Origin of the sequence: Pseudomonas sp. NKUCC02_KPG (assembly GCF_019345465.1) — a bacterium.
GTDB lineage: Bacteria > Pseudomonadota > Gammaproteobacteria > Pseudomonadales > Pseudomonadaceae > Aquipseudomonas.
In genome coordinates this window covers 93,175-107,471 of the sequence record NZ_JAHKRC010000013.1, presented here as the reverse complement: position 1 = coordinate 107,471, position 14,297 = coordinate 93,175, and the positions used below count along the sequence as shown (strand labels likewise).

At 58.2% G+C, this 14,297-nt stretch carries 16 protein-coding genes; 4 read left to right on the top strand and 12 right to left on the bottom strand.

Features of this window, described 5'->3' with window-relative positions; all coding sequences use genetic code 11:
- Positions 1–77 precede the first annotated feature (77 nt).
- The 5 genes from KO536_RS17880 to KO536_RS17860 form a co-directional block, all read right to left on the bottom strand.
- On the bottom strand, positions 78–392 hold the full coding sequence (locus tag KO536_RS17880) for a DUF2388 domain-containing protein (RefSeq protein ID WP_133079065.1): 315 nt from the start codon (positions 390–392) through the stop codon (positions 78–80).
- A 66-nt stretch (positions 393–458) separates the two neighbouring features.
- A complete protein-coding gene (locus KO536_RS17875; RefSeq protein ID WP_133079064.1) occupies positions 459–908 on the bottom strand; it encodes an NfeD family protein in 450 nt (149 codons plus the stop codon).
- 3 nt (positions 909–911) lie between these two features.
- Entirely contained in the window at positions 912–1,832 is a 921-nt protein-coding gene (locus tag KO536_RS17870) for an SPFH domain-containing protein (protein ID WP_133079063.1), read from the bottom strand.
- A 98-nt stretch (positions 1,833–1,930) separates the two neighbouring features.
- Positions 1,931–3,697 carry a GspE/PulE family protein gene (locus KO536_RS17865; protein WP_219262577.1) on the bottom strand — a complete coding sequence of 589 codons (1,767 nt, stop codon included), beginning with the start codon at positions 3,695–3,697 and terminating at the stop codon, positions 1,931–1,933.
- A gap of 101 nt (positions 3,698–3,798) precedes the next feature.
- Positions 3,799–4,137, bottom strand: a complete 339-nt coding sequence (locus KO536_RS17860; protein ID WP_133079061.1) for a hypothetical protein — start codon at positions 4,135–4,137, stop codon at positions 3,799–3,801.
- Positions 4,138–4,264: 127 nt separating this feature from the next.
- On the opposite strand from KO536_RS17860, the gene KO536_RS17855 reads away from it, so the two are divergent.
- Positions 4,265–4,729: an Lrp/AsnC family transcriptional regulator gene (locus KO536_RS17855; protein ID WP_019824516.1), complete on the top strand. Its 465-nt coding sequence runs from the start codon at positions 4,265–4,267 to the stop codon at positions 4,727–4,729.
- Positions 4,730–4,882: 153 nt separating this feature from the next.
- On the opposite strand, the gene KO536_RS17850 is transcribed toward KO536_RS17855, so the two are convergent.
- The 5 genes from KO536_RS17850 to KO536_RS17830 form a co-directional block, all read right to left on the bottom strand.
- Positions 4,883–5,806, bottom strand: a complete 924-nt coding sequence (locus KO536_RS17850) for a hypothetical protein (protein ID WP_219262576.1) — start codon at positions 5,804–5,806, stop codon at positions 4,883–4,885.
- Positions 5,807–6,050: 244 nt separating this feature from the next.
- On the bottom strand, positions 6,051–6,527 hold the full coding sequence (locus KO536_RS17845) for a glycine zipper domain-containing protein (RefSeq protein WP_019824518.1): 477 nt from the start codon (positions 6,525–6,527) through the stop codon (positions 6,051–6,053).
- A 238-nt stretch (positions 6,528–6,765) separates the two neighbouring features.
- The gene (locus KO536_RS17840) at positions 6,766–9,114 is read right to left on the bottom strand and encodes an FdhF/YdeP family oxidoreductase (protein ID WP_219262575.1); all 2,349 of its coding nucleotides are present in this window, start codon (positions 9,112–9,114) and stop codon (positions 6,766–6,768) included.
- Positions 9,111–9,950: a formate dehydrogenase accessory sulfurtransferase FdhD gene (gene fdhD, locus KO536_RS17835; protein WP_133079058.1), complete on the bottom strand. Its 840-nt coding sequence runs from the start codon at positions 9,948–9,950 to the stop codon at positions 9,111–9,113. The genes KO536_RS17840 and fdhD overlap by 4 nt, the downstream gene beginning before the upstream one ends.
- Before the next feature lie 94 nt (positions 9,951–10,044).
- A complete protein-coding gene (locus KO536_RS17830; RefSeq protein WP_133079057.1) occupies positions 10,045–10,932 on the bottom strand; it encodes a LysR family transcriptional regulator in 888 nt (295 codons plus the stop codon).
- 104 nt (positions 10,933–11,036) lie between these two features.
- Between KO536_RS17830 and lysM the strand changes: the two genes are divergently transcribed.
- Entirely contained in the window at positions 11,037–11,477 is a 441-nt protein-coding gene (gene lysM, locus KO536_RS17825) for a peptidoglycan-binding protein LysM (RefSeq protein ID WP_133079056.1), read from the top strand.
- Between the two features lie 111 nt (positions 11,478–11,588).
- Here lysM and yrfG read toward each other — a convergent pair whose 3' ends face one another.
- Positions 11,589–12,251: a GMP/IMP nucleotidase gene (yrfG, locus tag KO536_RS17820; protein ID WP_219262574.1), complete on the bottom strand. Its 663-nt coding sequence runs from the start codon at positions 12,249–12,251 to the stop codon at positions 11,589–11,591.
- An 87-nt stretch (positions 12,252–12,338) separates the two neighbouring features.
- Between yrfG and nudE the strand changes: the two genes are divergently transcribed.
- Together nudE and cysQ are read left to right on the top strand one after the other, a co-directional pair.
- Positions 12,339–12,905: an ADP compounds hydrolase NudE gene (gene nudE, locus KO536_RS17815; protein WP_133079054.1), complete on the top strand. Its 567-nt coding sequence runs from the start codon at positions 12,339–12,341 to the stop codon at positions 12,903–12,905.
- A complete protein-coding gene (gene cysQ, locus KO536_RS17810; protein ID WP_219262573.1) occupies positions 12,902–13,729 on the top strand; it encodes a 3'(2'),5'-bisphosphate nucleotidase CysQ in 828 nt (275 codons plus the stop codon). Before nudE ends, cysQ begins: the two co-directional genes overlap by 4 nt.
- A gap of 104 nt (positions 13,730–13,833) precedes the next feature.
- Here cysQ and KO536_RS17805 read toward each other — a convergent pair whose 3' ends face one another.
- On the bottom strand, positions 13,834–14,289 hold the full coding sequence (locus KO536_RS17805) for a thioesterase domain-containing protein (protein WP_133079052.1): 456 nt from the start codon (positions 14,287–14,289) through the stop codon (positions 13,834–13,836).
- Positions 14,290–14,297 lie beyond the last annotated feature (8 nt).

The window sequence follows — 14,297 nt, the reverse complement described above, 5'->3', positions numbered from 1 at the left end:
ATGCAGGCAAACCAAGTCGCCAGCATCGCGAGCAAGCCCGGTCCCACATGGAAGTTGCCTCCAAAGTGGGAAGGCAGTTATTCCGCTGTAGCGTTTTTAACCAGAATTGCGTTGGCCAGGTCCATGTCGCTGACTTTCATGTTCGGATTATCAGCACGCACTTGTTGCATGGCTGATTCCAGGTACGGGCCACGAATCGAACCGTTGCTGGCAACAAAGCTGCCCGCGTCATCCTGAGCGGCGATGACTTTGCGGTCTTTTTTGAAGGTCAGGTAGGTGGAGCCGGTGGTTGCACCGGAAGACAGCACATTACGCCAGAAGCTGTCGGCCATTGCAGACCCAACAGGAAGAGACAGCAAGGCGATAGCGGCTACAGCATATTTGAGGCGCATGACGGTGACTCCGAATAGATTAGCTACGAGGTTTGATTGCAAATTGCGCTCAGGAGTTCCGTAACGTCACGGTACAATTTCTACGCTTAATACTGTTCCATTCTGGGCGGTAACACGCACGGGCGTACCCACCGCAGCGTCAGGCCCTACGGCCATCCATACGCTGTCGCCGACCTTGATTTTACCCCGTCCCTCCACAATCGCCTGTTGAACGATGAAGGTACGGCCGATCAGCTCATGGCCGCGACGATTCAGGTTTGGTTGGTCGCCACTCTCGACCTTGCCGCGCTGTCGCCGCCACCAGTACACCGCCGTGAGGATTGCCAGCACTCCAAACAATGGAAGTTGCAGGGTCCATGGCAGCTCGGGGACCAGAAAGGTCAAAGCCCCGACGATGATGCCGGCAATACCTGTCCACAGCAGATAACCACCGGCGCCAAAAACCTCCAGGATCAACAGCGCGGTGCCCAGCGCCAGCCAGTCCCAGTAGTTCAGGTGTTGCAGAAACTCCCACATGAATCAGACCTTCTTGGTATCAAAGGTGGCTTTGACGATTTCGCCGATACCGCCCACTGCGCCGATGACCTGGCTGGCCTCCAGCGGCATGAGGATGACTTTGCTGTTGTTGGCAGAGGCCAGCTTGCCCAGGGCATCGATATATTTTTGCGCAACAAAGTAGTTGATCGCCTGCACGTTGCCCGAGGCAATGGCTTCGGATACCACCTGGGTGGCCCGTGCTTCGGCTTCAGCCTGGCGCTCTCGGGCTTCTGACTCGAGAAACGCAGCCTGACGACCACCTTCTGCTTCGAGGATCTGTGCCTGTTTTTTGCCTTCGGCAGTCAGGATTGCTGCGGCTCTGAGCCCTTCAGCCTCAAGGATTTGTGCTCGCTTGATACGTTCGGCTTTCATCTGCCCGGACATGGCGGCCATCAGGTCGGCCGGCGGGCTGATGTCCTTGATCTCGATGCGGGTGATCTTGATGCCCCAGGGCGCTGTTGCTTCATCAACGGTGCGCAGCAGCTTTTCATTGATGCCGTCACGCTGGCTGAGCATGGCATCCAGCTCCATCGAACCCAATACGGTACGGATGTTGGTTTGCAGCAGGTTGCGAATGGCGTGTTCGAGGTTGTTGACCTCATACGCGGCCTGAGCCGTGTTGACGACCTGGAAAAAACACACGGCATCGATTTGTACGGTGGCGTTATCGGCGGTGATCACTTCTTGTGGCGGGATGTCCAGCACGCTTTCCATCACGTTGATCTTGCGCCCGATGCGGTCCATCACCGGAATGATGATGTTCAGGCCCGGCTTCAGGGTGTTGGTGTAGCGGCCAAAGCGCTCCACCGTCCATTGATATCCTTGCGGTACCACCTTGAAGCCCATGAAGAGCATGGCGATAGCCAAGGCGACAAATAACAGGATCACAGTACCCGCTTGCATAACCATTCCTTGTTTTGAGGTGTAAGAATCAAACGAACGAGGCGTGTAACGATCAAAAAATTCGCGTAACTGATTAGATTTTAGTCAAAACAATTCAACTACGCGGGGGTAACTCGAATTGCTTCTGGCATTGAGGTTGTTCCAGCGGCGACTTTTTGAGCGGCGGCCAGCCTCAGGCTGATCATGCCTTGTGCGCAGGCCTGGCGACGCATGGCGTTGAGGTCGGTGTCGGGGCCAATCAGGGACTTGAGCTTTTCGCTCATCACCATGATTTCGTAAATGCCGACTCGCCCGCTGTATCCGGTGTCCCGACACTGTGTGCAGCCAGTGGCCCGCCAGGTGCAGGTGGGCGGTGAGTCGGACCAGGCCGGGGCAAAGTCCTGCCAGTCCCCCGGATCCAGTGGCTGCTCGGCCCTGCAGTCAGGGCACAGCGTTCTGACCAGACGCTGGGCCATGACCCCCAGCAACGTGGCTTTTATCAAATAGGCCGCTACTCCCAGTTCCTGCAGGCGGCTGATAGCGCTGGGCGCATCATTGGTATGCAGGGTAGAAAGCACCAGATGTCCGGTCAGCGCAGCCTGAATGGCCATCTGCGCGGTCTCCAGGTCACGTATTTCCCCGAGCATGATGATGTCCGGATCCTGGCGCATCAATGCACGCACGCCGTTGGCGAAGTTCAGGTCGATGTTGGGTTGAACCTGCATTTGATTAAAGGCCGGTTCAATCATCTCGATGGGGTCTTCGAGAGTGCACAGGTTGATTTCTGGAGTGGCCAGTTGTTTGAGCGTTGCATACAGGGTGCTGGTTTTACCCGAACCGGTAGGGCCGGTGATCAAAATAATGCCGTTGGGCTGGCGGGTCATTGGTTGCCAACGTTGCAGGTCTTCGGGGCACAGGCCCAACTGGTCGAAATCTTTGAGCAGTACCTGCGGATCAAAAATACGCATCACCATTTTTTCGCCAAACGCGGTGGGCAGGGTGGCGAGTCTCAGCTCAACTTCAGCGGCACCCGGGGGCCTGGTTTTTATTCGACCGTCCTGAGGTTTGCGTTTTTCGGCGACATTCATCCGGCCCAGGCTCTTGAGGCGACTGACGACAGCCACGGTCACCTGCGGCGGGAACTGGTAGACGTTATGCAGCACCCCATCGATGCGAAAGCGCACACAGCCTTGTTCCCGCCGGGGTTCAATGTGGATATCGCTGGCACGTTGCTCAAAGGCGTACTGAAACAACCAGTCGACGATATTCACAATGTGCGCGTCGTTGGCATCCGGCTCGCGGGCGCCTGTACCCAAGGTCAGCAATTGTTCGAGGTTGGTCTGGGGGCTGGTTTTCTGATCGTTGAGTGCGGCACCGTTGACCGATTTGGCCAGTTGGAAAAACTCCGTGCTCAGGCGCTGGATTTCGAGGGGGTTTGCAATGACCCGTTTGATAGGACGCTTGAGCAACGGGTGCAAATCAGCCTCCCAACTGCTGACCCAGGGCTGGCAGCTGGCGATGGTGATGCTCGAATCATCGGCAGCCACCGCGAGGATTCCATGACGCTGGGCGAAGGCGAAGGACATCAGCCCGGTCACTGTGGTGACATCGATCTTGAGCGGGTCAATGCGCAGGTAGGGGTGTCCGGCGTGGCTGGCGAGCCAGGCGGTGAGGGTTTCAAGATCCAGGATCTTGCCCCCTCGGCTGGGGTCACAGAGCTGTTGTCCTGCCAGAAACACCAGCGGATGCAAGGCTGCATTGCACGCTTCTCGCCCGGTGATCAATACCTGTTCGGCACAACTGTGGGGGATACGGTTTTTGGCCAGCAACGCGGTCAACAGGTCGTTGAGGTCCAGCCATTGGTCTTGGGGCGGGGGGATGCGCATAAAAGCTCCTTTGGGCACCGGCTCAGACGGATCCTTGTCTGGCTGTGAGCTTCAAAGCCTAGTCGCGCTGCTTTCACCTTCACGTGCCCAATGGTTGCGAACTATTGCCCCGAGACCTGCAGAAAAGACGCTTTGGCCGCCTGCACGGGGTGCAGCTCCATGTCGAAGACACTGATCAGATTGCGCAATTTCTCACCCATGACCTGAGCCCGGTGCCAGCTCTGCTCATGGCTTTCGATTTCAATGCTCAATGTGTCCTGATCGCGCACCACTTCCACCTGATGCGGGATCAATTGCTGCAAGGCAAACAGATTGAGCACACGGCACAAGACATCAGCATCGGCGTCCGCCTGGATGCGATAGCGCACCGGGCAAGGCGCTGCGTTGCTGGCCCAGACGTCGGGGCGTGATGAGTGGTTGACGACTTCCAGATGGGACATGCAAACGCTCCTGTTTAGGCTGGAGAAATATTTACACGTCGTGGGAGAAATTTTTTATCTAAGATGTTTTAAATCAACGATAAATAGACTTGATCAAGTCTCTATTAGACAGCTTAAAGGTATTTTTATGCAGGGTGAACTGGATGCTTACGACCGACGCATTTTGGCGCTGCTGCAAGAGGATGCTTCTCTGTCGAGCGCACAGATCGCCGAAAAGGTGGGGCTTTCGCAATCACCCTGCTGGCGGCGTATTCAGCGGATGAAGGACGAGGGGATCATTCGCGGCCAGGTGACCTTGCTCGATCGCAAGAAAATCGGGCTCAACACGCAAATTTTTGCCGAGATCAAACTCAATGCCCACGGGCGTTCCAACTTCACTGAATTCACCGACGCGATCCGCGGTTTTCCCGAGGTGCTGGAGTGCTATGTGCTGATGGGGTCGGTGGATTTTCTGCTGCGCATCGTCACTGCCGACATCGAAGCCTACGAGCGATTTTTCTTCGAAAAACTGTCGATGGTCCCGGGTATTCAAGAGGTGAATTCGATCGTGGCGTTGTCAGAAATCAAATCCACCACGTGTCTGCCGGTTTGATCCGGGCCACAAAAAAACGGCCTTCATGAAGAGGGCCGTTCAGGGTTTATACCTGTTGCATCAATGCACAAACAGGGCAATCAGAATGATGATCGGGATCGGGATACCGAGAAAAAACAGCAGTAATGAGCGCATTTTCATTCTCCAGATTGATTAATAAACAGGCGGCTTGGTGGTGTGCTCCACGTAGCTCACGGCATCGCGTTGGCGGCCGCCAAACGTGGCGCAGAGGCTGGCGAAAAATGCACCCAGCAGCAGACTGATGAACATCCACAGGGTGGTCCAGGCGGCGACTTTTGCTGAGGTGTCTGCGGCTTCCTTGGCTTTGACCTTGGCGTCTTCAACCGCCTGGTGGGCTTTGGCATACACCTGATCGACCCGTTGCTCGGCCTCGGCCTGGCTGAGGTTGGTCCGTTGAGCGACGATTTGCGCCAGATAGGTACGGTCCTCGCCACTTAACTGGCCGTCGTTGCCCAGGCTGCGAACAAAGATGCGCGTGACGATGCCGTGGGCGGCGTCTTCGCTGACAGCAGTGCCGCGATCATCGCGAAACAGGGTGTCGATAAAGTAATCAGAGCTATTGCCCGAACTTTTATCGGCGTGGCTGGCGGCTGCGCTGCTCATGGCCGAAGCGGCACCTGAAGCCACGCTGGCCCCAGCTTGAACACCGCTGCCAATCACGCTGCTGACCGAGCCTGCGATCAAGGTTACGGTAACCAGCGTCGCAACTGCCCAAGCCAGAAAGCCATGTGCTGTATCCCGAAAGTACACTTCATCGCCATGCATGTTGGCCCACTTGACCCGCAAGCGGCCGGCCAGATAGCCCCCCATCCCTGACGCAATGATTTGTGTGACGGCCAGCCAGACAATGGCGGTGATACCCAGGCCTTTGGCGCCCACGCCTTCATTTGCCCACGGTGAAACTGCCGAAAAGCCCAGGCCTGCGCCCAGCATGATCAGCAGCAGAGACAGCGCGGCAGCGGTGGCTGCCCCCGCAAAGATGGCGGCCCAGGAAACACCTGAGTGGCCAGAGGAGTCTTGCAGGGCTGCGGGATAGCGCTCAGTTGTCCCGATCATTGTTGTTGTGCTCCTGAATGGTAGGAAGTGCAGCGTTCATTCAAGAGATTGCAGGTGACATGCCAACAGGGTGTTTGTTGATAATTTCATATCTTTCAATGGGTTAATAATTATTTGAGATTCAGGTGCATGCAGTTTGCATGATTGACACTGTGACAGGCGGGCGTAATGCATTGAAACAATTTGGCGAGGCGAGCCAGGCCCCAATAAAAACGGGAGCCTTTCGGCTCCCGTTTTTGGGTAATCAATGATGACGATGTTTGTTCTTTTTGCGATGGCCATACGCGTGGCCACGGCCGCGGTTGTCGTCGCGGTAGTAGCGACGGTTGTCACGATCGCGATAGCGACGATCTTCGGCGTCGCTTTTATTGCCCATGTAGTTACCCAGCGCGCCACCAGCACCACCGCCAGCGGCTGAGCCGACCAGAGCACCGGTGCTGCCGCCGACACTGCGGCCCAGCACGTTGCCGCCAGCAGCGCCCAGTGCGCCGCCAATGGCCGCTTCGCCCCGGCTGCGTTTGTCGGCACCTACGGCACTGCCTGCCGCGCCACCCACGCCTGCACCAATGGCAGAACCGGTCGAGCCGCCGAGCTGTTGGCCAACCACGGCGCCAAGAACCCCGCCTAATGCGCCGCCTACACCGGCTTCGGTGGTGCCACCGGCCGAGGCTACGCCACTGACCAGGCCAAGGGACAACAAGAGAATCGAGGTGAGCTTCATAGATGAGCCTCAAAGAGATGACGGCGCGATCCTGAGGCTGTCGGTGATGGGTGACAATCGAAATCCGACGAGTAGCACGAGTTGTACACAATTCTATAAGTTGTTGTTTTTTCTAGGGAACTTAATGAATTTTTGGTGGTCTGTTTACTAGTTCGGAGAGGCCGATTTCGTAGGAAATCGGCCTTTTTTGTGCCTGAAATTTGGATGTGATGGGGTTTAAATGTGGGAGCGGGCTGCGTCAGCTGGCCTTGGCCATGATCAGTTTCGACGGGCTGGCGGCTTCCAGGCAAATGGCCACGAATTTGGACGTAGGCGTGTGGCTGCCATCGCCTGTGCTTTCCAGCGGCACCAACGGATTGACCTCCGGGTAATACGCAGCGGCTTGCCCGGCAGGAATATCAAATGCCAACAGGGTGAAGTTTTTGACCCTGCGCTCGTGCTGGTCATTCCAGATCGAAACGATGTCGACCTTTTGCCCCGGCTTGAAGCCCAGGCGGATGATGTCGGCTTCGTTGACGAACAACACGTCACGCTGGCCCTTGACCCCACGATAGCGGTCATCGAGGCCATAAATGGTGGTGTTGTACTGATCGTGGGAACGCATCGACTGCAAAATCAGGTCGGGCAACTGGCCGGTAGCGCGGGTGCGTGCATCCACCAGGTCTTGTGGCAGCACGTTGGGCCGGAAGTTGGCGCGCTGCGACGGCGTGTTCCACTGCCGCGCACCGGCCGAGTTGCCCAGGTAAAAACCGCCAGGGTGCTGAATTCGTGTGTTGAAGTCCTTGAAGCCCGGGATGGTGTCGGCGATCAGCTCGCGGATACGCCGGTAGTCGCCCACCACCCAGCTCCAGTCAATCGGATGAGTGCCCAGGGTGGCGGCGGCGATACCGGCGATGATCGCGGGCTCCGAACGCATCTGGTTGGACAGTGGCTGCAACTGGCCGTTGGAGTCGTGAACCATGCTGAAGGAGTCTTCCACCGTGACGGCTTGCGGGCCTTGAGCCTGGATGTCGATATCGGTGCGGCCCAGGCACGGCAAGATCAGCGCTTCTTTACCGTGCATCAGATGGCTGCGGTTGAGCTTGGTGCTGATCTGTACGGTCAGGTCGCAATTGCGCAGCGCCTGGGCAGTGCGCGGGCTGTCCGGGGTGGCTTGGGCGAAGTTGCCGCCCAGGCCGATAAACACCTTGGCACGTCCTTCAAGCATGGCGTGGATAGCTTCAACCACGTTGTGGCCGTTTTCACGGGGCACCTTGAACTGGAAGCGACGCTCCAGGGCGTCCAGGAAAGCCACCGGCGGGCGTTCGTTGATGCCCATCGTGCGATCACCCTGCACGTTACTGTGGCCACGCACCGGGCACAGCCCTGCGCCAGGGCGGCCAATGTTGCCGCGCAGCAGCATCAGGTTGGCGATTTCCTGAATGGTCTGCACCGAGTGCCGATGCTGGGTGATGCCCATCGCCCAGCACATGATCACGTTTTTGCCCTTGAGGTACATGCGAGCAGCGCGCTCGATATCCACCAGGGGCAGGCCCGATTGTTCCACGAGGTGATCCCACGAGGTGTCATCGAGGCTGGAGATGTAGTCGAGGATGCCTGCGGTGTGTTCATTCAAAAAAGCGTGATCGAAGACGGCCGGCTCGCCTGCGGCCTGAGCATCGCGCTCCCACTGCAACAGAAACTTGGCCATGCCGCGCAACAGTGCCATGTCGCCGCCTAACGCCGGACGCAAATAGGCCGTGTTGGTCGGGCGGTCGCCGTTAGTGAGCATTTCCAGCGGGTGTTGCGGGTGCTGGAAGCGTTCCAGTCCACGCTCTTTGAGCGGGTTGACGCACACCACCTGGGCACCGCGTTTAACCGCTTCACGCAACGGTTCAAGCATGCGCGGGTGATTGGTGCCGGGGTTTTGCCCCAGCACGAAAATCGCATCAGCGTGTTCGAAATCGTCGAACGTCACGGTGCCTTTGCCCACCCCGATGCTTTGCGCCAACGCCACGCCGCTGGCCTCGTGGCACATGTTTGAGCAATCCGGGAAGTTGTTGGTGCCAAACGAGCGCACAAACAGTTGGTACAAATACGCGGCTTCATTACTGGCCCGGCCCGAGGTGTAGAACTCCGCCTCATTGGGGCTGGCCAGGTTGAGCAGGTGCCGGGCGATCAAGGCGAACGCGGCGTCCCAGCTGATGGGGGTGTAGCGGTCGGTTTCAGGGTTGTAGCTCATGGGCTCGGTCAGGCGGCCCTGATATTCCAGCCAGTAATCGCTTTGCTCCAGCAGTGCGCTGACGCTGTGCCTGGCAAAAAAAGCAGCATCGACACGACGTTTGGTCGCTTCCCAGTTCACCGCCTTGGCGCCGTTTTCGCAGAACTTGACCAGACCACTCTCCGGCGAGTCACCCCAGGCGCAGCCCGGGCAGTCGAAGCCGCCGTTCTGGTTGGTCTTGAGCATCATGCGCAGGTTTTTCAGCGCGTTGTCGCTGGTCAACCAGGCTTGCGCCACACTGATCAGCGCGCCCCAGCCACCGGCCGGGCCTTTGTAGGGCTTGTAGCGGGGAGTCGGGGTTTTGTCGGCTTGATGGTGTGTGCTCACGGTTGATTCTCCTGCGCCGGGCTGTACACCCGTGGTGCGCTTTTTTGTGGCAGATGAATAAGGTTGAGGTTGTGGCGTCGTGCCCATTGCAGCGCCAGGCCCGTGGGCGAGGACAGGCTGATCAGGGTCTGGATACCGGCGCGCAACACTTTTTGAATCAGCTCAAGGCTGCAACGGCTGGTGACGATCGCTGCGCCGCCCGTCAGGTCGATGTGCTGGCGCACCAGCGCACCGATCAATTTATCCAGAGCGTTGTGGCGGCCAATGTCTTCACGGCCCATCAGCAACTGGCCCTGGCCGTCCATATAGACGGCAGCATGTACGGCGCCGCAGTGCTGGCCCAGCGGCTGAAAATCACTGATGCGCTGGCGCAAGCCTTCTAGCCACTGTGCCGGTGGCAACGGTGCGCCGGGCAGTACCTTGAGGTCAGGCAGGGCCTGTTCGACCGCTTCTACACCGCACAAGCCGCAGCCGCTGGTACCGGCCAGTTGTCGGCGTTGCTGTTTGAGGTTCCAGAACGCGCGGCTGGCGATCTCGACCTGTGCGTAGTGGGCTGAACCGGCACCCGTAAGCTTGAGGTCATAGATTTCGCTGGCGTCGTGAATGATGCCGCTGCCCAGGCTGAAGCCGACGATGAAGTCTTCGAGATCGGTGGGCGTGACCAGCATTACGGCCTGGCTGATGCCGTTGTAGGCAATCGCCAGGGCGACTTCTTCGGCCAGGGCCGTTTGCTCACCGCTGCTGTGATCCAGGGTGACGTAGTCATAGTTCTGGCTGGCAGCAGGCGCGGGCGTAACAGAAGCGGGCGCCGCGCACAGGGGGCGCTTGGCGTTCATAAGGCTGTACCAACGTTCAATTCAGCTCTTAGCCTAGGCGTGACACAGTGTCGCGTCTAATCGCTAGTGCTGATCTATTGATAGATGGCGTCGATCAAGAAGGGTTTTGTGATTTCTGATAAAGCGCAAAACAGGCTTCAGCCAGGGCTGAGCGCGGGGCAGCACGACGCATGATCAAGCCCAGTCGGGCCAGTGTGCGAGCGTCTGCAATGGGATGCAGGCGCAAATCATCGGTCAATGCTTGCAGCCCGCCATCTAGGGGCATGACGGCGCAGCACAGGCCGCCGTGGACGGCTTGTAGCAGTTGATGAACGGCATCGGTTTGCAGCAGGGGGTGTGGCGTGAGGCCACGGCTGTGGAAGTTGTAGTCGATGGACTGGCGAAAGTGCATGCCGCTACTGAGCAGGCCCAGCGGCAATTCAATGAGCGCCTCCCAGCTCAGGGGCTGATCGCCAAAGTTGAAATACCGCTGGTCGTACAGCAGGCCCATACGGGTCTCGTCCAGGGCAAGGGAATCAAAGCGCTCCTGATCAAGGCGCTCGAGGTACGACACGCCTACGTCCAGCCGATTACTGGCCAGTTGTTCGAGGATTTGCTCAGAGCTCAACGCCGACAACTCGAATCGCAACTCGGGATGCTCCTGGTGCAGGCGCTGCAATAAAGGCAGTGGATCAAAACTCGAGAGCGGAACAACCCCCAGGCGCAAGGTGCCGATCAGGTTGCCGCGACAGGCGGCTGCTTCTGCCTGCAAACCGTCGTAGGCCGCCAGCACGGTCCGGGCCCAGGCCAGGACACGCTCACCGGGGGCGGTAAAACTTTCGAAACGCTGACCGCGATTGACCAGTTGCAGGTCGAGCTCCTGTTCAAGGCTGCGCAAGCGCATGGACAAGGTGGGCTGTGTGATATGGCAGCGGGCAGCCGCCTGGCCGAAATGCCGGGTTTCATCGAGGGCAATGAGGAATTTCAGCTGTTTGATGTCCATCGTCACTCCCGGCGCAATTGAGTGGGCGATTCTAGCGCGCTTGCTGCCGTCAATGATGGTCTACGCTCATGGGTCTGAATCTTCCAACCCTAGGAGCGTGATTTATGAGCATTTTCAGCTTTGTGAAAGAAGCCGGTGAAAAACTGATCAATCTGCTGACCCCCGGTAATGCCAATGCCGGTGAGGAGCTGAAGAAACACGTAGAGGAAGTGGGCCTGGGCAATCCAAATATCACCGCCACCGTTGACGGTGACAAAGTGACGGTCAGTGGCGAAGTGGCCACGCAGGAAGAGAAAGAAAAAATCATTCTGGCTGCCGGGAACATCGCGGGCGTGGCCAGCGTTGAGGATCAAATTACGGTCACTGGCCCGACTGTTGTCGCTTCGCGTTTTGTGGTGGTGAAAAAGGGCGACACCCTGAGCGCGATTTCATTGCAGGTGTACGGCAACGCCAACCAGTACAACAAAATCTTCGAAGCCAACAAACCGCTGCTCAAGGACCCGAACAAGATCTACCCGGGTCAGACGCTGCGTATTCCCGAGTAAGCCCGTTACATCTTGTGGGAGCGGGCTTGCTCGTGATTGCATCACCTCGATGATTCAGATCCACCGAGTTGTTTGCATCGCGAGCAAGCCCGCTCCCACAGGGTTGATTCGTTACAGCCCTTCCAGCAGTTCGCGATAGTCGCCCAGCGCGGCAAATTCTTGTGTGTCCTTCGGGCCTTTTTTGCTGTCGGGCTGTTTGACTGCCAGCAAGTGGGCCACGCCAAAATCACGGGCACTGCGCAGAATCGGCAAGGTGTCATCGATAAACAGGCTACGGCCCGGGTCAAAGTCGATATCGGCGTGCAGTGCATCCCAGAACGCCGGGCTTTCCTTTGGAAAACCGTAATCGTGGGAGCTGATCAGGCGCTCGAAATAAGGCGCCAGTTCAATGCGCTCCAATTTCAATGACAACGAATCTCGGTGCGCGTTGGTGATCATGATCACCCGTTTGCCCGCTTTTTTGATGGCCGCCAGAAAAGTATCGGCGTCGGGTCGCAAGGCAATCAGATGAGCGGTTTCAAGCTTGAGCTCGCGTACCGGGATCTTCAGCTCGCGGCTCCAGAAGTCCAGGCAATACCATTTCAACTGGCCAGCATTGCCTTCAAACAGCGGCGTCAGCTCAAGATCCGCCATTGCCCGGCTGATGCCATGCAGCTCGGCGTAGCGCTGAGGCAGGTGTTCGAGCCAGAAATGATTGTCGTAGTGCAGGTCGAGCAGCGTGCCGTCCATGTCGAGCAGCACGGTATCGATGTCGCGCCAAGGTAAAACGGTCATGCAAAACTTCTCCCACTGGTAAAAATTTCCGACACAGACAATCGGAAAAGCCGGGGTATAGTACCCCGTTCATATTGAGGAGCCGCTATGCGCCAAAAACCCACCGTACTTGCCCGTGAAATTGTTGCCAGTAGCCGATTATTTCGGGTCGAAGAGGTGCAGTTGCGCTTCTCCAATGGCGTTGAACGCACTTACGAACGGTTGGTGGGGCGCGGCAACGGTTATGGCGCAGTGATGATTGTGGCCATGATCGACGCTGAACACGCAATTCTGGTCGAAGAATATTGCGGCGGCACTGATGAGTACGAAATTTCGCTGCCCAAGGGCCTGATCGAGCCGGGTGAAGACGTGCTGGCGGCGGCTGAGCGAGAGTTGAAGGAGGAGGCCGGTTTCGGTGCTCGCCAGCTTGAGCATTTGACCGAGCTGTCACTGTCCCCTGGCTACATGAGCCAAAAAATCCAGGTGGTGCTGGCGACTGACCTTTATGAAGCGCATCTGGAAGGCGACGAGCCCGAGCCGATGCGTGTTGATCGGGTCAATCTGCGGGAGCTGTCGAGCCTGGTGCTCAACCCGCAATTCAGTGAGGGTCGTGCCCTGGCTGCGCTGTATCTGGCGCGTGATCTTCTGACCCAGCGCGGAGTGTTCCAGCCGTGAGTGGTTTGCCCCATCCGTTGCTTGAGGGCGTCATCACCCTGGCCCATGCCGCTGGCGACGCGATCTTGCCGTTCTGGCGGGCCGGTGTTGAAGTCACCGCCAAGGCCGATGACTCCCCGGTAACCGCCGCCGATCTGGCAGCACACCATGTGCTGCTCGATGGCCTGACAGCTCTTGATCCGAGCATTCCTGTGCTGTCGGAAGAAGACGCCAATATTCCCCGGAGCATACGTGCCGGGTGGACGCGCTGGTGGTTGGTTGATCCGCTGGATGGCACCAAGGAATTTATTTCTGGCACTGAAGAATTCACGGTCAATGTTGCGCTGATCGAAGAGGGCAGAGTGGTGTTTGGCGTGGTATCCATGCCCACCAGCGGTCGTTGCTACTACGGTGGCGCGGGCTTGGGCGCATGGCGGGCGGATGGCGATGTGAGTGTGCCCATCAGCGTGCGCAACACGCCGCCTGAGGGCGAGGCGTTGACCGTGGTTGCCAGCCGCCGGCATTCCAGCCCTGAGCAGGAACGTTTACTGGCCGGGCTGAGTGAGCATCTGGGCGAGTTGCAGCTGACCAGTGTGGGCAGTTCGTTGAAATTCTGTTTGCTGGCAGAAGGCGCTGCCGATTGCTATCCGCGCCTGGCGCCGACTTCGCAATGGGATACGGCGGCGGCTCAAGGCGTGCTGGAAGGGTCCGGTGGTGTGGTGTTGCAACTGGATGGCGAGCCGTTCAGCTACCCGCCCCGTGAGTCATTGCTCAATGACTCGTTTCTGGCATTGCCTGCCAAGGCACCGTGGCGTGAAAAACTGCTGGATCTGGCACAAGGCTGAGCTTCATCTGTGGGAGCGGGCTTGCTCGCGATGGCATCGACGCGGTTCAACTGAAAGACCGCAGCGTCTGCATCGCGAGCAAGCCCGCTCCCACATGAATTGAATCAGCGATGCAACACGTACTGCCCGCTAAACCTCACCGCATCTTCCCCGCCCTGTGCATTGATCACCCGCGTGTCGAGGGTCAACCGTGCGCGGCCGTGGCGTTTGTACATGGCCAGGAATTTGGTCCAGGCTGCTTCACCCGGCGCATCACACAGCGCGATGGCGTCCTCGGTTACGGGCAGCGGGTAGCTGATATGACCTTCCTGAATCACGATATGCCCGTCCTCAATCCCCGCTTCGCGCAGGCTCAAGTGCAGCCAGCCCCAGCCCGCCAGCACTGCGGCGCAGTACAGGCTGCCGCCAAACATGGTGCTCTTGTGGTTGATATTGGCCTCGAGCGGCAATTGCAGGCGCAGTTGCCTGCCTTGCCAGCCCAGCACTTTAAGGCCCATTTCACGGGTGAGCGGAATGTCGTGATGGAGAACTGATTCCAGATAACGACTGTCGCGGTTCATGCAGTGGC

What these genes read in the sequence shown, in the direction of transcription:
- KO536_RS17880 (WP_133079065.1), bottom strand. Translation starts at nt 392, where the DNA reads ATGCGCCTCAAATATGCTGTAGCCGCTATCGCCTTGCTGTCTCTTCCT.
- KO536_RS17875 (WP_133079064.1), bottom strand. Translation starts at nt 908, where the DNA reads ATGTGGGAGTTTCTGCAACACCTGAACTACTGGGACTGGCTGGCGCTG.
- KO536_RS17870 (WP_133079063.1), bottom strand. Translation starts at nt 1,832, where the DNA reads ATGCAAGCGGGTACTGTGATCCTGTTATTTGTCGCCTTGGCTATCGCC.
- KO536_RS17865 (WP_219262577.1), bottom strand. Translation starts at nt 3,697, where the DNA reads ATGCGCATCCCCCCGCCCCAAGACCAATGGCTGGACCTCAACGACCTG.
- KO536_RS17860 (WP_133079061.1), bottom strand. Translation starts at nt 4,137, where the DNA reads ATGTCCCATCTGGAAGTCGTCAACCACTCATCACGCCCCGACGTCTGG.
- KO536_RS17855 (WP_019824516.1), top strand. Translation starts at nt 4,265, where the DNA reads ATGCAGGGTGAACTGGATGCTTACGACCGACGCATTTTGGCGCTGCTG.
- KO536_RS17850 (WP_219262576.1), bottom strand. Translation starts at nt 5,806, where the DNA reads ATGATCGGGACAACTGAGCGCTATCCCGCAGCCCTGCAAGACTCCTCT.
- KO536_RS17845 (WP_019824518.1), bottom strand. Translation starts at nt 6,527, where the DNA reads ATGAAGCTCACCTCGATTCTCTTGTTGTCCCTTGGCCTGGTCAGTGGC.
- fdhD (WP_133079058.1), bottom strand. Translation starts at nt 9,950, where the DNA reads ATGAACGCCAAGCGCCCCCTGTGCGCGGCGCCCGCTTCTGTTACGCCC.
- KO536_RS17830 (WP_133079057.1), bottom strand. Translation starts at nt 10,932, where the DNA reads ATGGACATCAAACAGCTGAAATTCCTCATTGCCCTCGATGAAACCCGG.
- lysM (WP_133079056.1), top strand. Translation starts at nt 11,037, where the DNA reads ATGAGCATTTTCAGCTTTGTGAAAGAAGCCGGTGAAAAACTGATCAAT.
- yrfG (WP_219262574.1), bottom strand. Translation starts at nt 12,251, where the DNA reads ATGACCGTTTTACCTTGGCGCGACATCGATACCGTGCTGCTCGACATG.
- nudE (WP_133079054.1), top strand. Translation starts at nt 12,339, where the DNA reads ATGCGCCAAAAACCCACCGTACTTGCCCGTGAAATTGTTGCCAGTAGC.
- KO536_RS17805 (WP_133079052.1), bottom strand. Translation starts at nt 14,289, where the DNA reads ATGAACCGCGACAGTCGTTATCTGGAATCAGTTCTCCATCACGACATT.